Annotated in this window: 18 protein-coding genes, 1 pseudogene and 1 other annotated feature (1 of these 20 running past the window's edge); of the genes and pseudogenes, 14 read left to right on the forward strand and 5 right to left on the reverse strand. The window is 35.8% G+C overall.

Going from position 1 to position 22,602, the window contains the following annotated elements; translation table 11 throughout:
* Window positions 1–137 (forward strand) — a binding site (T-box leader) (it extends 70 nt beyond the left edge of the window).
* A 47-nt stretch (window positions 138–184) separates the two neighbouring features.
* Window positions 185–1,615, forward strand: coding sequence for a proline--tRNA ligase (gene proS / locus ACYFX0_RS22320; protein WP_001040982.1), 1,431 nt, complete (start codon window positions 185–187; stop codon window positions 1,613–1,615).
* 114 nt (window positions 1,616–1,729) lie between these two features.
* Here proS and ACYFX0_RS22325 read toward each other — a convergent pair whose 3' ends face one another.
* Window positions 1,730–2,728 (reverse strand): LPXTG cell wall anchor domain-containing protein, encoded by a 999-nt coding sequence (locus tag ACYFX0_RS22325; protein WP_247727728.1) that lies wholly within the window; start codon window positions 2,726–2,728, stop codon window positions 1,730–1,732.
* Between the two features lie 201 nt (window positions 2,729–2,929).
* Between ACYFX0_RS22325 and ACYFX0_RS22330 the strand changes: the two genes are divergently transcribed.
* From ACYFX0_RS22330 to ACYFX0_RS22360, 7 genes are all read left to right on the forward strand, one after another.
* Window positions 2,930–3,808 carry an ROK family protein gene (locus tag ACYFX0_RS22330; protein WP_106082500.1) on the forward strand — a complete coding sequence of 293 codons (879 nt, stop codon included), beginning with the start codon at window positions 2,930–2,932 and terminating at the stop codon, window positions 3,806–3,808.
* Window positions 3,809–3,936: 128 nt separating this feature from the next.
* Window positions 3,937–4,533, forward strand: a complete 597-nt coding sequence (locus tag ACYFX0_RS22335; RefSeq protein ID WP_001121586.1) for a TerD family protein — start codon at window positions 3,937–3,939, stop codon at window positions 4,531–4,533.
* 23 nt (window positions 4,534–4,556) lie between these two features.
* Entirely contained in the window at window positions 4,557–5,141 is a 585-nt protein-coding gene (locus tag ACYFX0_RS22340) for a TerD family protein (protein WP_460271959.1), read from the forward strand.
* Window positions 5,142–5,226: 85 nt separating this feature from the next.
* Complete coding sequence (locus ACYFX0_RS22345) at window positions 5,227–5,805, forward strand: TerD family protein (protein ID WP_000236653.1); 579 nt, start codon at window positions 5,227–5,229, stop codon at window positions 5,803–5,805.
* A 72-nt stretch (window positions 5,806–5,877) separates the two neighbouring features.
* Window positions 5,878–6,669 (forward strand): TerC family protein, encoded by a 792-nt coding sequence (locus ACYFX0_RS22350; RefSeq protein WP_000025702.1) that lies wholly within the window; start codon window positions 5,878–5,880, stop codon window positions 6,667–6,669.
* A gap of 109 nt (window positions 6,670–6,778) precedes the next feature.
* The gene (locus ACYFX0_RS22355; RefSeq protein ID WP_000492854.1) at window positions 6,779–8,410 is read left to right on the forward strand and encodes a YceG family protein; all 1,632 of its coding nucleotides are present in this window, start codon (window positions 6,779–6,781) and stop codon (window positions 8,408–8,410) included.
* A gap of 18 nt (window positions 8,411–8,428) precedes the next feature.
* On the forward strand, window positions 8,429–9,511 hold the full coding sequence (locus ACYFX0_RS22360) for a toxic anion resistance protein (protein WP_001064413.1): 1,083 nt from the start codon (window positions 8,429–8,431) through the stop codon (window positions 9,509–9,511).
* Between the two features lie 35 nt (window positions 9,512–9,546).
* Here ACYFX0_RS22360 and ACYFX0_RS22365 read toward each other — a convergent pair whose 3' ends face one another.
* The gene (locus ACYFX0_RS22365; protein ID WP_000073682.1) at window positions 9,547–12,213 is read right to left on the reverse strand and encodes a cation-translocating P-type ATPase; all 2,667 of its coding nucleotides are present in this window, start codon (window positions 12,211–12,213) and stop codon (window positions 9,547–9,549) included.
* A 192-nt stretch (window positions 12,214–12,405) separates the two neighbouring features.
* Window positions 12,406–12,630 carry a DUF1128 domain-containing protein gene (locus tag ACYFX0_RS22370; protein ID WP_000366196.1) on the reverse strand — a complete coding sequence of 75 codons (225 nt, stop codon included), beginning with the start codon at window positions 12,628–12,630 and terminating at the stop codon, window positions 12,406–12,408.
* Window positions 12,631–12,804: 174 nt separating this feature from the next.
* Here ACYFX0_RS22370 and ACYFX0_RS22375 point away from each other — a divergent pair, with 174 nt between their 5' ends.
* Genes ACYFX0_RS22375 through ACYFX0_RS22385 form a run of 3 tightly spaced genes read left to right on the forward strand, consistent with a single transcriptional unit; the run spans window position 12,805 to window position 14,711 of the window.
* Window positions 12,805–13,269, forward strand: coding sequence for a low molecular weight protein-tyrosine-phosphatase (locus ACYFX0_RS22375; RefSeq protein ID WP_000250910.1), 465 nt, complete (start codon window positions 12,805–12,807; stop codon window positions 13,267–13,269).
* Between the two features lie 53 nt (window positions 13,270–13,322).
* The gene (locus tag ACYFX0_RS22380; protein ID WP_001085387.1) at window positions 13,323–13,838 is read left to right on the forward strand and encodes a DUF4075 domain-containing protein; all 516 of its coding nucleotides are present in this window, start codon (window positions 13,323–13,325) and stop codon (window positions 13,836–13,838) included.
* A 6-nt stretch (window positions 13,839–13,844) separates the two neighbouring features.
* Complete coding sequence (locus tag ACYFX0_RS22385; protein WP_001226536.1) at window positions 13,845–14,711, forward strand: YihY/virulence factor BrkB family protein; 867 nt, start codon at window positions 13,845–13,847, stop codon at window positions 14,709–14,711.
* Between the two features lie 188 nt (window positions 14,712–14,899).
* Here ACYFX0_RS22385 and ACYFX0_RS22390 read toward each other — a convergent pair whose 3' ends face one another.
* On the reverse strand, window positions 14,900–16,825 hold the full coding sequence (locus tag ACYFX0_RS22390; RefSeq protein ID WP_106082499.1) for a heavy metal translocating P-type ATPase: 1,926 nt from the start codon (window positions 16,823–16,825) through the stop codon (window positions 14,900–14,902).
* A gap of 270 nt (window positions 16,826–17,095) precedes the next feature.
* On the opposite strand from ACYFX0_RS22390, the gene ACYFX0_RS22395 reads away from it, so the two are divergent.
* From ACYFX0_RS22395 to lepB, 3 genes and pseudogenes are all read left to right on the forward strand, one after another.
* Window positions 17,096–18,046 carry a DMT family transporter gene (locus tag ACYFX0_RS22395; protein ID WP_000845710.1) on the forward strand — a complete coding sequence of 317 codons (951 nt, stop codon included), beginning with the start codon at window positions 17,096–17,098 and terminating at the stop codon, window positions 18,044–18,046.
* A gap of 119 nt (window positions 18,047–18,165) precedes the next feature.
* A complete protein-coding gene (locus tag ACYFX0_RS22400) occupies window positions 18,166–18,846 on the forward strand; it encodes a lysoplasmalogenase (protein WP_001051075.1) in 681 nt (226 codons plus the stop codon).
* 178 nt (window positions 18,847–19,024) lie between these two features.
* Window positions 19,025–19,560 (forward strand): annotated as a pseudogene (gene lepB / locus ACYFX0_RS22405) (signal peptidase I).
* A gap of 37 nt (window positions 19,561–19,597) precedes the next feature.
* Here lepB and ACYFX0_RS22410 read toward each other — a convergent pair.
* Window positions 19,598–22,360 (reverse strand): tetratricopeptide repeat protein, encoded by a 2,763-nt coding sequence (locus ACYFX0_RS22410; RefSeq protein WP_460271960.1) that lies wholly within the window; start codon window positions 22,358–22,360, stop codon window positions 19,598–19,600.
* Window positions 22,361–22,602 lie beyond the last annotated feature (242 nt).

Raw genomic sequence — 22,602 nt, forward strand, 5'->3', positions numbered from 1 at the left:
GATTCTTAAAAAGGCAATATGGAACCTGCCTTTGAGTTCTGCATATGCAGCGGGAATTTCCCGTTATCAAGAAGAGAGCATATACAATTTTTGTGTATGAATCAGGGTGGTAACGCCGGCAAAGCTCGGTCCCTATTTAGGGACGCGGGCTTTTTTGTATTTTCTAGAAGGAGGAAGACTGACTATGGCAAAAGAACAAGTGCAAGCCATTACGAAGATGGAAGAGGACTTTGCGCAGTGGTATACCGATATTGTAAAAAAAGCCGAACTGGTTGATTATTCAAGTGTAAAAGGGTGCATGATTTTACGTCCGTATGGTTATGCCTTATGGGAGAATATGCAGAAGGTGATGGATGAGAAGTTAAAAGAAACTGGCCATGAAAATGTATATATGCCAATGTTTATCCCAGAGAGTTTATTGCAAAAAGAGAAGGATCATGTTGAAGGATTTGCTCCTGAAGTAGCATGGGTTACGCATGGCGGGGATGAAAAGTTAGCGGAAAGACTTTGTGTACGTCCTACATCTGAAACTTTATTCTGTGAGCACTTTTCAAAAATTGTGCAATCCTATAATGATTTGCCAAAGTTATATAATCAGTGGTGTTCAGTAGTTCGTTGGGAGAAGACAACTAGACCATTCCTTCGTACGACTGAATTTTTATGGCAAGAGGGTCATACAATCCATGAAACGGCAGAAGAATCGCAGGCTGAAACATTAAATATTTTAAACTTATATGCTTCTTTCTGTGAGGATTATTTAGCGATACCAGTTATTAAAGGACAAAAAACAGAAAAAGAGAAGTTTGCTGGAGCAAAGGCAACTTATACAATTGAAAGCTTAATGCATGATGGGAAAGCACTTCAAACAGGAACATCCCATAACTTTGGAACGAATTTCTCTGAAGCATTTGATATTAAATTTTTAGATCGTAACGGTAAGTGGCAATATGTACACCAAACATCTTGGGGTGTATCAACAAGAATGATAGGTGGGCTAATTATGGTTCATAGCGATAATAATGGACTTGTAATGCCACCAAAAGTTGCTCCAGTGCAAGTTGTTATCGTACCAATTGCTCAGCATAAAGAAGGAGTTTTAGCGAAAGCAACAGAGTTACAAGGACATATTCAAAAAGTTGCACGCGTGAAAATAGATGCTAGTAATAAAACACCGGGCTGGAAATTTAATGAGTATGAAATGAAGGGCATTCCAATTCGATTAGAAGTTGGGCCTAAAGATATTGAAAAGAATCAAGTTGTACTTGTAAGAAGAGATACGAAAGAAAAAGAATTTATATCAATGGATCAATTAGAAGAACGTATTCCAGCACTACTTGAGGAAATTCATGACTCTTTATTTAATAAGGCAAAAGTATTTCGCGATGAGAATACGTATAGTGCGACGAATTTTGAAGAGATGAAACAAGTAGCTGATGAAAAGCAAGGATTTATTAAGGCAATGTGGTGCGGAGAATTAGCTTGTGAAGAGAAACTAAAAGAAGAAGTTGGAGTATCTTCACGTTGTATGCCTTTTGAGCAAGAGCATTTAGCTGACGAATGTATTTGTTGTGGTAAAGAAGCTAAACAAATGGTGTATTGGGGAAAAGCGTATTAATAATCCTTCTGATAGGTGATAAAAAGGACTTTAGGCTGCATAATAAAATGCAACCTAAAGTCCTTTTAGTTTTTACAATTTATTTCATGTATTTTTTAGATGGAAGGATGTGTTTTATTTTGCGTTTTTACGGCGAATAAATAGTAACATACCAATTAGGAATGTTGAAAGCCCCATTAAAATAGATGCAGGATAATGTGTTGCCGTATTCGGTAACTTATCGCCTTGTTTTTTCGCATTATCTTTTACATTGCCACCTTGAGAGCCGTTTCCACTGCTATCGCCTTTAACACGGTTACCGCCCTGAGAGCCATTACCACCTTGAGAACTGCTATCGCCTTTAACACGATTACCGCCTTTAGAGCCATTGCCACCAGAGCCGTTGCCACCAGAGCCGTTGCCGCCAGAACCATTGCCACCAGAACCGTTGTCGCCAGAGCCACTGCCACCAGAGCCGTTGCCACCAGAGCCGTTGCCACCAGAGCCGTTGCCGCCAGAACCATTGCCACCAGAACCGTTGTCGCCAGAGCCACTGCCACCAGAGCCGTTGCCACCAGAGCCGTTGCCACCAGAACCGTTGTCACCAGAGCTACTGCCACCAGAACCGTTACCGCCGGAACCATTGCCGCCAGAACCGTTACCACCAGAGCCGTTACCGCCGGAACCGTTGTCGCCAGAGCCACTGCCACCAGAGCCGTTGCCACCAGAACCGTTGTCACCAGAGCTACTGCCACCAGAGCCGTTACCGCCGGAACCATTGCCACCAGAGCCACTGCCACCAGAACCGTTACCGCCGGAACCATTGCCGCCAGAGCCGTTACCGCCGGAACCATTGTCGCCAGAGCCACTGCCACCAGAGCCGTTGTCGCCAGAGCCACTGCCACCAGAACCATTGCCGCCAGAACCGTTGTCACCAGAACCACTATCGTTCTGAGAACCGTTATTTCCTGGAGGTTTATTATTATCCTTTGAGTTTCCTTCTGCAAAATGATCACTATTTTGTACAATAGCGTTTGTTAATGGGCGGAAGTTTTCAGTTGCAGCATTACCAATATTTAAACCGCTAAAAAAAGATAAAGAGAGTGTTGATGCTAAAATGAAGATTTTCGTCATGGTTTTCCTCCTAAGAAATTAATATTCCATCTAAAATACATCCCTTTGTAATATTTCTTAGGAAAAAGAGTTTTATGCAAAAAAAACTATATATAGAAAAAGGTGGTGTATTTCTCAAAGCAGAAAAGAGTTAATGTAGATTTCCTACAAATAGTAGAGGCGGAGAATTTACATTCAGAACGGTAGAGGAAGTGGCAGTAGATGAAAGAGTATATAGCGTTTGATATTGGCGGTACGCAAATTAAGTATGGCATTGTTTCAGAAATAGGGAGAGTATTAAAGCGTAAAACAGTTGTAACAGAAATTCATTTAGGCGGAGAACAAACTATTCAAAAACTTATATATGTATCAAAAAAAATAATGAATGAACATACTATTGCAGGAATTGGTATTAGCACCACGGGGATTGTTGATATTAGTAAAGGAATTGTGACGGGAGGTGCGGATCATATTCCGGGATATCGTACTATTCCTATTATTGATAGATTGCAAGAGATATTAAAAGTTCCAGTATCGATTGACAATGATGTGAATTGTGCAGCGTTTGGAGAAAAATGGAATGGTAGTGGAAGAGAGAAAGAGAACTTTATTATGCTCACCCTTGGAACAGGGATTGGGGGAGCGATTTTTATAGACGGAGAATTGTACCGAGGGCATTCATTTAGTGCTGGTGAATGGGGGAATATGTTAATAGAAGGAAAACCGTTTGAAGAGGTTGCCTCGATTTCAGGATTAATTCGTCTTGTCAGAAAATATAAAGGAAAAGGTGAGTGGAATGGGAGATTAATTTTCGAGTTGTATGATAAAGGAGATCGGGAAGTTGCTCAAGCAGTTAGGATCTTCTTTAAACATTTGGCAATCGGAATTAGTAATCTTGCTTATATTTTCAATCCAGAAAAGATTATTATTGGTGGAGGAATTACCGATAGAGGAAATGAGTTTTTAAAAGAAGTAAAAGAAGAGGTCAGTAAATACTTAAATCAAGAGATTTATAATAATTGTGAGATTGAACTTGCACAAAACGGTAATTGTGCAGGAATGATTGGTGCTATTTACCACTTCTTACATCATCATAAGTAAATTATATGAATGTTTTCATATAACTGAGAATTTATCCTTTTTATCGCTAGGTAAATAATGCTACAATATAAGAGAAGAATACAATATTTTCCGATTTGGAAAATGCTTTGTAGAAAGGGAGAAACTTCATGCCTATTATTTTAGAAAAAGGTCAAAAGATCGATTTAACGAAAGGACAACCAAAAGTAGCAAAACTACAGGTTGGCTTAGGCTGGGATCCAATTGGGCAATCAGGTGGATTTCTGTCTTCATTATTTGGAAGTAAACCAAATGTAGATTGTGATGCATCTGTTGTTATGTTAGAAGGAGATCGTTTTTTAAACAAAAATGATTTAGTTTACTTCGGAAATAAACTTTCTACTTGTGGTAGTATTATTCATTCAGGAGATAATTTAACAGGTGAAGGCGCTGGTGATGACGAAACAATTTTCGTAGAATTACATAAAGTTCCGAGCCGTATTAATCGTTTAGTATTCGTTGTAAATATTTATGACTGTGTAAATCGTCGTCAAGATTTCGGGATGATTCGTAATGCATATATTCGTATTCAAAACCCGCAAACTGGTGAAGAATTAGCACGCTATAATTTATCGGATAATTATGCTGGCAAAACGACTCTAATTGCAGGTGAAATGTATCGTCACGGAAGTGAATGGAAGTTTTCAGCTGTTGGAGAAGGCACACAAGATAAAAACTTAAGTGAGATTGTATCACGTTATCAATAAAATAAACCGAGGAGGAATTGAATATGGCATCAATTTCATTGAAAAAAGGACAAAAGGTAGACTTAACAAAAACGAATCCGGGTCTTTCAAAAGTTCTTGTAGGACTAGGTTGGGATACGAATCGTTATGACGGACAAAACGATTTCGATTTAGATGTTAGTATTTTCTTAGTAGGCGCTAACGGTAAAGTTTCAGGTGCAGAGGATTTCGTCTTCTATAATAACCCAAAAGGTGTGAATGGTGCTGTCGAGCATTTAGGAGATAACCGAACTGGCGAAGGTGAAGGCGATGACGAATCGATCAAAGTAGATTTGAAAAATGTACCTGCACATATCGAACGTATTTGTTTCACAATTACAATCTATGATGGAGAAGGTCGTAGCCAAAACTTCGGACAAGTTTCTAACTCTTTCGTACGTATTTTAGATGAAGAAAAGAATGCAGAATTAATTCGTTACGATTTAGGAGAAGATTTCTCTATTGAAACAGCCGTAGTAGTAGGTGAATTATACCGTCATGCAGGTGACTGGAAATTCAATGCAATCGGAAGTGGATTCCAAGGTGGATTAGCGTCTCTATGTAATAACTTTGGTTTAGACGTAGAGTAATAGATTTAATTTATATATCCATCGGTGAAATGTATGTTTACCGATGGATATATTTTTAAAGATAAAAATATAGAGGTGAATATAGATGGTTATTCAATTACAAAAAGGACAGAAAATTGATTTGGGTAAGACAAGCCCTGGTTTAACAAAAGCAGTAATTGGTCTTGGATGGGATATTAAATCTTATGACGGTGGATCAGATTTCGATTTAGATGCATCTGCCTTTTTATTAGATGCAAACGGAAAATGTACGAAGGAAACTGATTTTATCTTCTATAATAATTTACAGTCTCCTTGTGGATCTGTTTTACATACAGGAGATAACCGTACAGGTGAAGGTGAAGGTGACGATGAGCAACTTGTTGTGGACTTAAAGAAAGTTCCAGCAGATGTGCACAGAATTGCTATTACAGTTACGATTTATGATGCAGAAGGCCGTAGTCAAAACTTTGGACAAGTAGGAAATGCGTTTGTTCGTTTAGCAAATGAAGAGACGAATGAAGAAGTTCTTCGTTTTGATTTAGGGGAAGATTTCTCCATCGAAACAGCAGTTGTCTTTTGTGAATTATACCGTCATAATGGACAGTGGAAGTTTAATGCAGTAGGAAGTGGATTCCAAGGTGGTTTAGGTGCGCTTGTAAGAGCGTATGGCTTGGATGCATAGAAAGGAAACGATATTCGTTTCCTTTTTTTGACCTTTCTATAAATCTAGCAAAGAATAGGGGATAAAGGTAAGATGAGTATTTTGCAAGGAATCCTTGATACGTATGCTCAGTTTTTCGACTTGGACATGTGGATTAAAGTGTTGCAAGATCCAGTATCTTGGGGATTAATAGGTACACTTGTTGTACTTGAAGGTTTGTTATCTGCCGATAACGCACTTGTGTTAGCAGTAATGGTAAAACACCTTCCGGAAGAAAAACGTAAAAAAGCATTATTCTATGGACTTATTGGAGCTTATGTGTTCCGCTTTATTGCGATTGGAATTGGAATGTTCTTAATTAAATTATGGTGGGTAAAACTTCTTGGTGCACTTTACCTTGCTTGGTTATCAGTAAAATACTTTATTGATAAGCGTAAAGGTGCAAGTGAAGAAGACGAAGCTCACGGTATGAATCAAAACAGTATTTTCTTTAGAATGTTCGGTGTCTTCTGGGGAACAGTTGCGATGGTTGAATTAATGGATATCGCGTTCTCTGTAGATAGCGTACTTGCTGCATTTGGTGTATCTAATGAAGTTTGGATTTTATTATTAGGCGGAATGCTAGGTATTTTAATGATGCGTGGTATCGCTGGTGTATTCTTAAAATTGTTAGAGCGTATTCCAGAGCTTGAAACGACAGCATATATTTTAATCTTAATTATCGCATCGAAAATGCTATTGTCTCTAATTGATATTCATATTAGTCATACACTGTTCTTCATTATTTTAGTTGTAGCATTTGGAGCAACATTTATAATTCACTACATGAAGAATTCTGGACAAGCTAAAGAAGAAGTTGCAGCTACTAAAGAAGACAATAAATAATTGAAATGGGTTTGCTCGTTTTACGAGCGCCCATTTTTTATAACCAAAAATAGTTTATAATAGAAGAAAGATTTAGAAAAAACGTAAATGTTTTTGGAGGTGAACTGTTGTGTTTTCACGTTTTACACTTCAACCATATGCATTAAAAGATGAATCAGATTTAAAGCAATTTGAAACACTTTTAGAAAAACGCCCACAATATGAGCTGACAGAGAATGAAATGAAATTTAGTTATATAGCATGTCGAATCCTTGGCGTTCCTAATGATGTAGATGAATATTTTAATGAACTGTTTGATTATAGTGAAGCGAAAGGAATCGAAGTTTTACACGAACAAAATTTAAACAAAGTGATTGATTCGGAAAAGCTTCGTCATATTCAAGAAGTGTTCGGATTACATCAAGAAGCACCAAATGGTCTGACAGTAAATAGGCTAGTTGCACACTTATCTGGGAAACAACTTTTACCGAAAGTAGACAATCCTGATTTACAGCATTACATACATGCGACGTTCATTTCAGTATTGAAATTATATGAGAAACAACATAATCAGTCGTTAAAGACAGAAGGTTTCCGTCGTTTCTTAATCGACATAATTAAACTAAGCGAAAATTACGTAGCGAAGTGGTTCTCTACGATTAATTATAAGAAACAAATGCCGCGTATCGTTTGGTATGGTGATGCACAGGAAAGCCGTATATATTTCTTATATTTTCTTATTATGCTCGGTTGTGATGTGCTTTATTATCACCCCGAAGGAAAAGATGGATTTGAAAATATTGATGAAGAGGGAAGAACTTTTGTTGTATCTCATCCGGGTCGCATTTCGCTTGAACCATTCCCTGATCGTCGACGTGAGCGTGTTGCAACAGTAGCGTATCAAGCTTCGAAAGAAATTGAACAAGTACTTCACCACGATAATTCACTATTATATAAACCGTGGCAATTTCGTTCGTATACACCTGTAGCACGTACGTTAAAAACGACATATGATGAACTCTTTTTAATTACGAAAGAAAAGGCATTTGTACGTCCAACATTCTTTGTTGAAAATAAACATATTTATATTCCTTCTTTATTTGCGAAAATATCAGGCGTTTCAAAGAATGATAAAGAATATTTTCAACGATTAAAGGTTGTTACATCATTTGATAACAGTTTATTAATTAATACATTCCCATTTACGAAAGAGCAAAAAGCAAATTTCCAATATCATTATCGAGATGCATTGGACCGAGCTGGGAAATTACATCCTGATCTAATTATGAATAGCCATTGGTGGCCGCATAAGCGTTTACCGGAAGGTTTACAACATGGGATTGCAGAGGCGATTATCCATACGTGCGAAAGTGAAATGTGCAAACCAATTGCGAAAGAAACGAAACAAGATGTAGCACTGTATGTTTTCGCACAACTTTCTCAAATACCACCTAATATTTTAGAACAGCTTGAGAAATTTGATTATTCACAAGATGTACCGAAAATTGTTATATTTAATAATGAGAAGAGTGGAGAATTAACTCGTTCTGACGCTGTTTTATTACTATTTTTGAATCAAATTGGAGTAGATGTATTCCATTTCAATCCCACGGGCAGAAACGATATTGAACCGTATGTTGAAGCAGGAGCATTCGATTCCCATTGGCTTGAAGAAGTTAATTTCGATCTTGAGTTTCATGGTTCATCAGCCTATAAAAATTTATCACAAACAATAAAAGGACTATTTCGTCCATTTTTATAAGGAAAGGGAGAATACCATATGAATAACCCAGTCGTACTAGATTCGAAAACTGAATTGAATGAGCAAACCGCACAAGATGTTCGCTTGCAACTTAGACAAGATGCAGATGTGCAACGTATTTATAACGCAGTAGATATTAAAGATCAACTGGAATTAATTGAACTTGGAAAAGAACCTTCTATGGAAATTTCACGTTTCGCTGATCAAATTTTACATACAATGTCTCTATCAAAGATAGAAGATTCTGGTGAATTGTTAAAGCAACTTGGTAAAATTATGGACAGATTTGATAGTAAAGACTTTGCGGAAGAAAAAAGTGGTTTCTTCTCGCGCATGTTCAAAAAAGCAGATAAAATGATAGAACAAATCTTTAGTAAATATCAAACGATGGGCCGCGAAATTGATAAAGTTTATGTGGAAATTACGAAGTACCAAGATGAGATGAAAAAATCAATTGGTACGTTAGATGGCTTGTATGAGCAAAACTTAAAATATTATTTAGACTTAGAGAAGTATGTAGTAGCAGGAGAAATGTTATTAGAGCGTTTAAATACAGAATTAGTTCCGATGTATGAAGAGCGCGTGCGTAATAATGATCAATTAGCAGGTATTGAATTAGAGTCGCTTAAAAACTCGGTTGAAATTTTAGAGCAACGTATTGATGATTTAGAAAAAGCTCGTATGGTTGCGCTACTTACAGCACCACAAATTCGCATGATTCAACGTGGTAATAATAAATTAATTGGTAAAATCAATACAGCATTTATTACGACGATTCCTATCTTTAAAAATGGTATCATTCAAGCAGTAAATGCGAAACGTCAAAAGCTTGTTGCAGATTCTATGGCTGAACTTGATCGCCGTACAAATGAATTACTTAAGAAAAATGCACAAAATATCGCAACGCAAAGTGTAGAAGTAGCGAGATTATCAGGTTCTTCTAGTATTAAAATGGAAACACTTGAGGAAACTTGGAACATTATTTCAAGAGGTATGCAAGAAACACAACAAATTGAAGAACAAAATAAACGTGAGCGTGAAGAAAGTCGCAAGCGTATGGCTACATTAACAGAGAATATCAAAAAAGAATTACAAGGATAAATGAAAAGGCAATGAGGAATAGTCCTCATTGCCTTTTAGTTTCTCTTCACTAATTTAATAATTTCATTCACAACAAGTGGAATGATACTTAATAAGAGAACAAATCCCCAATCTCGCATCGTTAATGCATGTACACCGAATATATTTGCAAGGGGCGGGATGGAGATGATACAAACTTGCATAAGAACACCGATAAGAAGGGAGAAGACTAAATATTTATTTGTAAAGATCCCAATTGAAAAAATCGATTTCGTTCTTGAACGCAAGTTAAATGAATGAACAAGCTGAGAAAAACTAAGAACGACAAATGCCATCGTTTGGGCATGTAATAGAGCATCCTCATCAATTCGCTCTGGGAAAAGAGGGAATAAATTTGTATCTCCAGTATAGAATTTTGCTCCGGCGATAAAGGCTATTAACGTTAAAATCCCAATGACAGCCCCATTGAAAATAAGAAAAGGAACGCTACCACTAAATAGGCTTTCTTTCGCATGTCGTGGTTTTTCCTTCATCACATCTGGATCTTCAGGATCAACCCCAAGTGATAATGCAGGCAGTGTATCTGTAATTAAATTTACCCACAAAATATGAATAGGTCGTAGGGGTGTTGCCCAGCCAAGTAAAATCGCTAAAAATAAAGCGATAATTTCTCCAAAGTTACAAGAGAGTAGGAAGAGAATTGATTTTTTTATGTTACGATAAATATTTCTACCTTCCTCAACAGCTTTCACGATAGATGAGAAATTATCATCTGTTAACACGACATCAGCTGCTCCTTTTGCGACATCTGTTCCTGTAATGCCCATCGCTACGCCAACATCAGCTTGCTTTAAAGATGGTGCATCATTGACACCATCACCAGTCATAGAAACGATATTTCCTTTTGCGCGTAATGCCTTTACAATTTTCACTTTATGCTCTGGAGAGACTCTAGCGAATACATTTAAATGATTAATTTTGCTAGCTAGTTCTGTATCTGAAATGTTATCTAATTCAGTTCCAATCATAATTTCAGATATTTCTTCAGCAATGCCAAGTTCTTTGGCAATTGCAAAGGCGGTATCTTTATGGTCACCGGTAATCATAACTGTGCGAATACCGGCTTTTTTACATTCTGTAATTGAATCTTTCACTTCAGTTCGCGGTGGATCAATCATACCGACAAGACCGATAAAGATAAGATTTTCTTCAAGATGATTTATATCCACATCGTTTGAATTGTATTTTTTAAATGCGAATGAAAGTACTCTTAAAGCTTCTTGAGACATTGCTCCGGCAGATTCTAATATTTGATTTTTATCAGAATCAGTTAAAATCTCGATTTTCCCGTTTTTAAAAATATGGTTACATCGAGGTAAGAGCTTATCGATAGCACCTTTCGTCATGCTATAGCAGTTTTCATCGTATGTATGCACGGTTGACATCATTTTACGATCTGAGTCGAAAGGTAGCTCGTTAACACGTTCATGTATTTTTTCTAAATGATCTTTTTGCATGTTAAAAGTGCTTCCGGCCACCAGAAGAGCAATTTCAGTCGGGTCCCCGGTTTGTGATTCGTTATTGTAAGACGCATCATTACATAGCACCATATTCTCTAACAATAGACGTTGCGTATCATTATTTACATTCAAATGTTCTAAGTGATCGTATGTGTTATCACTATAAAAGTGAGTAACAGTCATTTTGTTTTGCGTTAATGTGCCTGTTTTATCTGAACAAATAATTGTGACAGACCCGAGAGCTTCAACAGCAGGAAGTTTACGGATGATGACGTTTTGTTTAATCATACGCTGCACACCAATTGCAAGAACGATGGAAACGATAGCTGGCAAGCCTTCTGGAATAGCTGCAACGGCTAAACTAATAGCAGTCATAAACATTTCTAGTGTATCTCGTCCTTGTAAAAAGCCGATGAGAAACATCACGATACAAATAGCTACAGCAACAAAGCCTAAATACTTTCCGACTTGTGCTAAGCTTTTTTGAAGTGGTGTCATATCATCGTCTGCTTCATGTAACAGGGTAGCAATCTTACCAATTTGTGAGTTCATTCCAGTTTCAACAGCAACACCGACGCCTCTTCCGTATGTTACAAGAGTAGACATAAAGGCCATGTTTTTTTGGTCGCCGAGTGGTACTTGCTCATCACTTTGCATGGAAGGGTGGTAGATTGCATCTTTATCAACAGGGACAGATTCACCAGTTAGAGCAGATTCTTCAACTTTTAAATTTGCGGTTTCGATAAGGCGTAAATCGCATGGGATATATCGTCCGGCGTCGAGCATAACGATATCCCCTGGAACGACGTGCTCAGATGGAATTTCTTTTAGTTCACCATTTCTCTTGACGATAGCTTTAGGCGTCGCCATCTTTTTCAATGCCTCTAAAGCTTGTTCTGCTTTCGATTCTTGGACAACACCGATAACAGCATTTAAAACTACAACGAGCGCGATAATACTGGCATCCGCCCATTCACCTACAAAGGCAGAAATAAGGGCAGCAATAATAAGGACATATACGAGGACGTCATTAATTTGGGCGAAAATACGCTGCCATAAAGTGCGTTTTTGTTTTGTAGCTAATTCATTAGAACCGTATTGCTTTAAACGGTCACTTACAATCTCATCTGTTAAACCGTGTTGTTCGTTTGTTTCTAGGTCAATTAATGTTTGATCTTTCGTCTTACTGTACCAATTGCTCATAAGTAAGCACCTCCAGTAAAAACAGTTAGCAATGGTAGTGTTGCTATTATTTGTGAGTAGTATGTATGGAGAAAAAATCTAAGATGAGGTTCTACTTCTATTGTACAATATTTTACAGTTGGTTGAGGGAAAGAGAAGAGTTGTCATGAATTTGTTGGAAATAAAAAAGAGCCTCATATAAGAGAGGCTTTTTTACTTTTTAATTAATGTACCTAATTCTTCTGTAATAGCTTGCATTTCACTAATGCTGAAAGTTTCACGTTTCATAACATGATCATAAATGTCACGTAAATCTTCGTACATTTCTTCGTTAAAACTAGCAGCTCTCATCGCTCCAGCATTAACCATACGTAATTTTTCTTTAATAGCTTCGACCATATATTCAACGTTTTCTTCTGACTTTACGGATAAATCCACCGAAGTGTCCCCCTTTAAAATAACATAAGGCTATCTTAACATTTTTTATCATTTTCGTTAATGAATCTTTTCAATCCTATTAAATTAGTAGGGATTTCCTTTATATTTAATAATTGGTTGTTTATACTATAAGTATATATGAAGAAATGCACCAAGAAGGGAAGAAACAAAAACATGGTTCAAGTATTGTTTGTTTGTCTTGGGAACATTTGCCGTTCTCCAATGGCAGAAGCGATTTTTCGAGATCTTGTCGTAAAAGAGGGACTCGAAGAGAAAATTGTCATTGATTCTGCAGGAACTGGAGATTGGCATGTTGGCCATCCGCCACATAAAGGAACACAAAAAATTTTAAAAGAAAATGCAGTCACTTTTGAAGGAATTAAAGCAAGGCAAGTAGAAAAAGAAGACTTAACAAAGTTTGATTATATTATTGCCATGGACAACAAGAATATAGCAGATTTAAAAAGTTTAGGTAAAACTGGAGGCTATATTGGTAGACTGTCCGACTTTGTTCCAGACGGTGGCTGGACAGACGTTCCTGACCCTTACTATACAGGGAATTTCCAAGAAGTATATGACCTTGTAACAGAAGGGTGTGCAAAGCTATTAGCTTTCATTCGAAATGAACAAGGAATATGAGGAAGCTTAGAAAGAAATACTTTCTAACATAAGAAATGAAAGGGTGAAGGAATATGGCAAAGAAAAATAATATTGCTCGAAACATTGCGATTGGTGTAGCGGCAGGTGTAGCTGTATCCATGTTAAAGAAAGAAAACCGTGAAAAAGTAAAAAATACAGCAGAAAAAGCAAAAACAAAGATGATTGAAATTGGTGAAAATGCAAAGATCAAAGAAAAAGTGCAAACTGTTACAGATAAAGGACGCGAACTTGCTGATTTCAATGTGGTAAAAGCGAAAGTAGCAGAAATTAAAAAATTAACGCCATCTGTTGTAGAGACGTTAAAAGAAACGAAAGAAATTTTTAGTAAGAAAAAAGTTGAGCCAGAAGAAAAACCAGAAACGATTGAAATTCAAGCTGTATCTCCAAAGGTAGATGAGCTGAAAGCAGAAGAAGAGCCAGTAGTTGCTGAAGATGGTGGTATGAAAGAAGCGCGTGAATTATTTATAAAAGACTCAAATGCAGTGGAAAAAAAAACTGAAGCGTACATTGAGTTAAAGCAAGATAAAGAAGAGAAGAAAAGCGTTTAAACATATATGAGAAAAATTTTAGAAAAGGTGAGAAGAAATCGTACTTATTCGTTTGGTAAAGATTTATATGACCGGACGATGCGCGATGATGTAGCGGGCTTGGCAGCACAGCTCGCTTATTTCTTCTTGCTTGCAATTTTTCCTGGGCTCGTTTTCTTAATTACGCTTCTTGGATTTATTCCCATTCAAACAGAGGATGTGCTTAGTTTATTAGAGGTTTATGTACCAGATGATGCAATGAACTTAATTGAGGTAAATGTAGATAAAGTTGTAAACCAGCAAAATGGTGGTTTATTATCATTTGGTTTATTATCCATGTTATGGTTTGCCTCAAATGGTGTTAATGCGGTTATGAATGCTTTTAACCGAGCTTATGACGTGAAGGAAACACGTTCTTTTATTACAACAAGAGCGTTATCAATTGTGTTTACATTAGCTATTATTTTTATGATTGTCTTTGCGTTAATTGTTCCGGTATTCGGACAAGTTATTGGAGCAGCAGTGTTTAAAGCACTCGGTTTATCAGATAGTTTTTCTTTCGTATGGAGCATTACACGATTAGTAGCGAGTTTCTTCGTACTATTTGCTTTGTTTAGTTTCTTATATACATTTGCACCAGATCGAAAGTTAAAAAGAAGAGAAGTTATTTCAGGGGCGTTATTTGCTACTGTAGGATGGATTGTGGTGTCTTACTCATTTGCTTATTATGTAGATAAGTTTGCGAATTACGCCAATACATATGGTGGTCTCGGTGGTATCATTATTTTAATGTTATGGTTTTATTTAACTGGATGGGTAATTTTACTTGGCGGTGAAATTAATGGTTTACTCCACCATTATAGAACCGGTGACAATAATTCCCGTAATGAATAATGAGCTCTTGTTCCATAATAAAAAGGAACAGGGGGGATATTTCATGAGTAATAATAAAAAGAACCATAATAATAAAAGTAATAATAAACAAAAGAGCAGTTCGCATCCAAAGCATAAAACGAGTAGCAGTGCGAACGGTCATAATAGCTATCATTAAAAAAAAACGGGTCCTCTATGAGGGACCCGTTTTATTTGCTTCCTTTTAGTAATCGTAAGCCATTCAAAATGACAAGAATCGTACTTCCTTCATGGCCAATAACACCGAATGGAAGAGCTAAAAATTGTAAAAAATTCGAACAAATTAGTAGTGCAATTACAGCTAGCGAAAAGATTACGTTTTGCTTCACAATACGGTTCATTCGTTTTGATAGACGGATCGCTTGAGAAAGTCGAGATAATTCGTTCTTCATCAGTACAACATCCGCAGTTTCTAAAGCTACGTCTGTTCCTTCTCCCATTGCTACACCAATGCTAGCAGTAGCTAGTGCTGGTGCATCATTTATACCGTCTCCGACCATTGCTACTGTACCGTATTTTTCTTTTAACTTTTTAATCGTTTCAACTTTTGTTTCTGGTAAGCATGATGCGTAATATTCCTTTATATTACTTTCAGAGGCAATTGCTTTTGCCGTTTCTTCATTATCTCCAGTAATCATAATTGCTTCGACACCAATGCTTTGTAAATCACGAATAGCAGCTATTGTTTCTTGGCGAAGCGTATCTTTTAAAGCGATAAGTCCAAGAATGCCTCCCTCATCACTAATATAAACGACAGTTTTACCTTCTTTTTCAAGTGAGGCAGAAATACCATTATGAAATGTCTTTGTTTCTTCACCGATAAAATCAGCTTTACCTATTTTATAAGCGCTGTTTTCCAATCTTCCTTTTAGACCAAAACCAGTTACATCTTCAACCTTTTCTGGTTTTTTTAATATAATGTCGTACGCATGTTGTGCATATTTAACAATGGATTCAGCTAAAGGATGTGTAGAGTGACTTTCAATTGATGCTGTAATAGAAAGTACTTCTTTTTCTGTTATATTTTCTCGAACATATACATCTGTTACGGTAGGTTTACCTTCTGTTAATGTTCCTGTTTTATCAAACGCGATTGCTTTCACAGAAGCAAGGCGTTCTAAATGTATACCGCCTTTAAAGAGAATACCGTTTCTCGCTCCGTTAGAAATGGCTGATAACGTAGCTGGTGTAATGGCAGCTACGAGTGCACAAGGAGATGCGACTACAAGTAAGATCATAGCGCGATAAAACGTTTCATTCCAGCTCCAGTCAAGTAAGAAATGAGGAACGAACATCATAAGCGCAACAACGAGTAGTACACCTTTTACGTATGTTCCTTCAAACTTTTCGATGAATAGTTGTGATGGTGATTTTTCACTTTGTGCACTTTGGACGAGACGGATAATCTTTTGGAATAATGTTTGATCGCTCGGCTTCGTAATTTTAACTTCGATAGCACCACGTAAATTTACAGTACCGGCAAATACTTCATCGCCATGTCTTTTCTCATTTGGAATAGGTTCTCCTGTGATTGCTGCCTCATCGATATTTGTTTCACCGTTATGAATCGTACCGTCAGCAGGAACACGTTCACCTGGTTTAATTAAAATAATGTCGTTAATTTGTAACTCTCCAACAGGAACACGTTCCTCAGTTCCTGTGGAAATACGTAATGCTTCTTCAGGTTGTAAGTCAAGAAGAGCGGAAATTTCTTTTTGGCTCTTACTTAACGTATAAGATTCCATAGCACCGCTGAGTGCAAAGATGAAGATTAAAATAGCCCCTTCTGCCCAGTAGCCAATAATTGCAGCACCGATAGCTGCAAAGAGCATTAGCATTTCAACATTTAGCTCTTTTTCTTCAATCGTATCTTCAATTCCTTCTTTCGCTTTTGCATATCCACCAACTATATAAGCAAGGATATAGCAAGTAATACCTACATTCATTGCATCGTTCTTTGTGAATAGCCAGCCAGCTAAAATAAAAATACCAGATGCCAATGCAAATACAAGTTCATAATGTTTTTTTAATGTGTCCCATAAAGAGGGATGGGAAATTGCTTCTTTTGCCTGTAACGTTTTTACTTCTGAGTTCATTACTACTCGCTCCTTCCGAATTCTTATTGAGAAAAATAATCAAAATCGAAACCCCTATAAAACGACGAAAGCTGCCATCCATAATGGATAGCAGCATTTCTGTTGAATCTGTTTTTAATCGTTATTATGTTGTAATTATTCTATAGTATATCATATGTTTTTATGAGATGGTACGGTTTTGTTTCAAGTATAAACGGAAAACTTGTGTTTTCGCAATTCCTCTGGTATATATGAATATTGTTCATAAAAGATCGGAAAGGAAGACAACAAGTGAAGACAGAGAAATTTTTTACCCATCCGATTGGCGTATTTATTGCTGCAATAGTAGCAACTTTTTTATGGGGAAGCGCATTTCCTTTTATTAAATTAAGTTATGTTGAACTTGGAATTCAACCACAAGAAGTTGGAGAGCAAATATTATTTGCTGGTTATCGTTTCTTGTTATCTGGGGTAATGCTTTTATTCTTTTTTAAAGTGTTAGGGAAAAATATGAGCTTCAAAAAAGGAACGGGGAAACAGTTAATACAAATTGGTTTATTCCAAACGTTTCTTCAATATATCTGTTTTTATATTGGAATGAGTTATAGTTCGGGGATTGAAGGAGCTATCATTTCAGGGACATCATCATTCTTTCAAATTTTACTCGCCCATTTTGTATATAAAGATGATGCTCTCAATATGAGAAAATTAATTGGGGTATCGATTGGTTTTTGTGGCGTCATTTTAGTAAATGTGCCGAGTGATGGTAGCTTATCATTTCATTTTGGAATCGGAAGCTTATTACTTCTTAGTGCAGCAATGCTGTATTCATATGGAAACATATTAGCAAAAGAAGGTAGTAAAACATTAGATGTTGGCTATATGACAGCATACCAAATGATTTTTGGTTCTATAGGATTATTATGTATAGGGGCTTTACAAGTTGGAGTAATGCCATTTACATTTAGTCTACACGCACTACTTATGCTGATTTATTTATCTTTCTTATCTGCAGCTGGTTTTTGCATTTGGAATACAATTATGAAATACAACAAGGTTGGAAAAGTATCTATGTATATGTTCTTTATACCCGTATTTGGTGTGTTATTATCGAGCATGATTTTAGGTGAAGCAATTCATTCATTTGTGCTACTTGGTTTAGCATGTGTAGCCGCGGGAATTATTGTGGTAAATCGGACGCCAGCTAAGCAAAAAATAGAGCAAGAAAAACAAGTGGCATAGAGAGCAGAAAAGCGATTACAATGGAAGAACAGTGCTGTTCTTCTTTTTTTTAGAAAAAGGATAATAGACTAAGTGTAACGAAAAAAGATACAAAAAGCATTTATTGAGGAGAACATATTATGAATCTACTTTACGTGGTGTTAATTGGGCAAATACTTCTTTTTTTTATTGGTGCAATTTATGCAATAGGGCAGACAAAAAGAACGAAAGTTAATATGCCGTTACCTTTAGCAATCCGTCTTATTCTTAGTTTTTCTTTAACAGGTAGTGCAATTTGGATATGGTTACAAGATCCATCTGTAGAGTATAGTACGTGGGTTGCACTTGGTATGACTTTATCGACTGTGGGAGATTTGTTTATGGCTGGGTTGATTCCAATTGGTCATCGATTAATTGGTGGGATGGTTACTTTCGCCCTTGCTCATTGTTTTTATGTAAAAGCATTTTTGCAAACAGGAATTTCATGGAATGGTTTTTGGATTGGCTTACTTGTATATGGGCTCTTTCTAATTGTAGGATGGTTCTTCTTTATCCGAAATGATAAACAGGATAAATTGTTTACGATAGGAGCTCTAATTTATGGATTGTGGGTTGGGGGAATGGCGTGCTTTGCATTCGCCTTATATTATGAAAATACAGGAATATGGTGGATACCAGCGTTTGGTGGTTTACTGTTTGTGATTTCTGATTTTATTATTGGCGTGACAGATATCGGAGGGCGTAAATTGAAGTATGAGCCACTTTGGATTTGGTTTACATATGTAGCTGCTCAAATGTGTATTGTATATGTGGGATTATAAAAAGATACTCTCAAAAATAGTGGATAGACTATTTTGAGAGTATCTTTTTTGCTTGTTTAATTTGATCAGTATTGTTATTTTGAAATTTCTGATATTGTAATTTAATAATTCAGAATTTTGTAGAAAAATATCAGTCGTATTATTTATAATAAAAGTAAAAAGATGATGAGATGGTGAAATGATGCAAAGGAAAAAATGTTGGCGTGAATTTTTTGGAACGATTGCAATTGCATGTTTATTGGTGTTTTTGGCGAAAATTTTTGTGTTTTTCCCTACGACTGTAAAAGGAGCATCCATGAGGCCGACGTTGCAAGATGGAGATAAGGTGATTGTTAATAAGTTAGCAAAACAATTTGAAAGCTATGGGAGAGAAGACATTATTGTTGTGAAAACAGATAATTTTTATGTCAAAAGAGTGATTGGATTGCCAGGAGATATTATTGAGATGAGAAATGATCAATTATATGTAAATTCTGAAGTGAAAGATGAAGAGTATTTGGATAGTAATAAAAAACAAGCAGAAAAAAACTTATGAATTTAACAGAGGACTTTGGACCGATTACAATTCCTAAAAATAAGATTTTTGTTATGGGAGATAATCGCCTAATAAGTAAAGATAGTAGAAATGGTTTAGGTTTTATTGATAGAGAAGATGTGTTAGGAAAGTTAGCAGGCATTTATTATCCGTTTGAACATATGAAAATAATAAAGTAAAAAAACCAAGCAAATTTTAGTTTGCTTGGTTTTTCTGTTAAACAGTAGGAGATTCGTTAGATACAAAGATATCTTCATGTTTCTTTGTAGTACTTAAAACGAATTTATGTTGTAGCAATTGTAGTTTAAATAACGCTAAAGGATCATGATATGTTTCTGGATTGCTTCTTAGCGTTGCTAATGTTTGTTCATCTTCCTGTATCTCAAGTTGAGCTGCATCCACATTTTGTTTCAATATGCTAAGTGGATCTTTAAAGAACATCATGATATCGCGTTCTAATGCCCCTTCAAATACTTCAAATTGTAGGAAGAATTGTTTTGAAATTGTGTGAGCAATTTCTGTATAGTCTTCTGTTTCAATATATTGTTTATATTTGTTGGCGAGCATAGATTGGTTTTTTTGCATATTACCAAATAATTTTCCGGCACTTTTTAAGAAAAACTGTGTCGGTGTAAAGCGTAATAAAATATTGATGTTTGTTACTGTAATTCGATTTGTCATTCGTACAACATCTCGATTCCAATCATCTAATAATTTGAAATCGCAAGGAAGTTTCATACGTTCTTCTTTATATAATTTATTAAATGTTTCACTCATTTCATCTAAATAAGCTTGAGCTTGAATAAATTCATTATGTGCTGTTTCAATCCATTCTTGAATAGACCCAGTAAATTTAGGAAGAAGTACCTGTTGTACATGCTTTTGAACTCGTTCATTCATTGCAGCATTTAATTCTTCATGAACTAGTTTGAAATCACTATCTTCTTGAACAAGATCAGAGCAGCTCTGTAATAATTCAGGAATTTGAGAATGTATATCTCGTGTAATTTCTTCTTTCGTTAAAAGATAGGATTCGGTAATAGAGCGAATTTTATCTTTTTCAAGAGCAGTAAGGTTATTAATAAATCCAGTAAGTTTCACTGAGATGTGTTTATTCCAGCGTACGGATTTTACTAATGTATTTTCTAATTCCACACGTTCGTTTATGAGATAAGCAATCGTCTTTTGCGTAAACCATATTAGCTTTTCTATACGTTCTTTTTCTATATCGCGTTTTGCAAGATTAGAGAGAATAGATTCTGTTACATCTCCAAGTTGCTGGCTACTCTCTTGCGAAGGAGAGTATGGGAAGAATTGTGCATCTGGAAAATGCACTTTAAGTTTACTAATTAGTTTTTCATTAGTAGTCGTATTATTTGTGTGTAATACGAAGTGAATTTGTAAGTTTGATACTTGTTCACGTAAATAAATTAACGTATCAATTTCTTCACTATGCAATGGTGAAGAAGAATTTAATACGTAAACAAGACTATCTGCTGCTTGTAAGTATTCAAAGTATGCATTGTTTTTATCCAATTGTCCTTGAATGGATGGTGTAATAAGAAATGTAAACTTATTTTTTCTTAAAAACCTACTTGGTAGCTTAATTTCTATACATCTTTTCTCAAGTTCCGACTGAGCAGATGTAGCCGTTACTTGATGGAATTCATCAAGGTTAGGGATACTTCGTATATCTAACGCGGTAAATTCTGTTATTTCAGTTTGACTAGCGTCTTTAAATAGAATAGGAGTTGTTAAAGTTTCATTTAAGATGTTCTCTCCTAATATTGAATTAACAAATGATGTTTTATCATGGTCACTAGTTCCAGCTATTAGTAGTGGCGTGACATTTAAATCGCATAGTTCATGGACGAGTAGCGTAAATTGATGACTTAAATCTACATCATTTTTCTCAGCCCATACAGCGATTGTTTCGAATAAATGAGAAACTGTTTCCATATTTACATCTGCTTCAGCAGATGTATTAGAAAGTAAGGATCCAGCACTTTTTACGAGTAATGATTCTAAAGTTGTAGGTGAGACTTCATTCCATGCTAACACTGCTGCAGAGACAACTAGAGAATCTTTTGCTTTCGTTAAACTGAACCAATTTGTTAATAAATTTGGTACAAGTCCGTTTAATTCATGCATAAAATGATTTCCGGTAATTAATGCAAAGTATGTTTCTTGATAGCGAGTAGAAATTTCATTCCAATCGTCATTATTGTCTGTTTCAATATGCAAGAATAAATGATTAATACTTTGAATCCAAGGAAGGTATAAGGATTCATGTTGATAGCTATTCCAAAGAGCAATAACAAGTTCTTTAAATTGAGCTTGATCAACAGCATATAGAGCTTTTAAAGACTCATAGAAATATTCAGGCTTAATATTTTTTGTAAATCCTTTATTTATGTAATTTATTAACGTATCAAACCAGTGTAAAGATTGTGTTCGAATACCTTCTTGAACAGCTAGTTCGATAGCGTTGTTCCAATCTTCTTGTTTTTCATAGAAAGAACGTGCAATTGCAGTAATATTTGGGTAATCCGGTTGGAATGCAACAGCTTCACTAATCGTCTTAAAAGCAAGTCCTAAACGATCTTGTTCGATATAAAGAGAAAGAAGTTGTAAGGAAACCTCCATCGTAAGAGTTGTATCTTCTGTTTGAATGGATTGATAAATTTCTTCTGCCTTTGGTAAAAATCCTAGTTCAAAATAAGCATCTGCAATATTTTTTGTTGCCCAAAGTGTAAGAGCATTATTTACTTTTTCCCATTTAAATATAGCTGCTTCAAAATCTTTATTTTGATAATAAAATTCACCTTGAGCAAATCGAATATTAGAAATGTTGGAGAATTCATTTTTAGATTCATTTATATATGCTTCACCGAGTACTTCCGATGCAGGAGTAGAAGTTTCTTCTGTTAAAAATGTTTTATAGTAAACTTTTTGAATAAATTGATTTTCAATGGTCATGTTCGTTCCCCCCTGTATAATTTAGAAAAATGATGTTGTATGTAAAAGGGTTCATGTTCTTTTAATAGGTAGAAGTTGCATTATATAGACCAAACTATGTTTTTGCTAGATATATCATTTTTCTTGAGAGTTAAACCGTTGCGAAAAGTAACTTTCCTTTATTGTAACAAAAAAACACGCATATGAATTTTTATTTTTTATCGGGTCATTTGCGGGCAGTAAGAATCTACTCTCAAAATTGG

The organism is Bacillus sp. NEAU-Y102, from assembly GCF_054788175.1.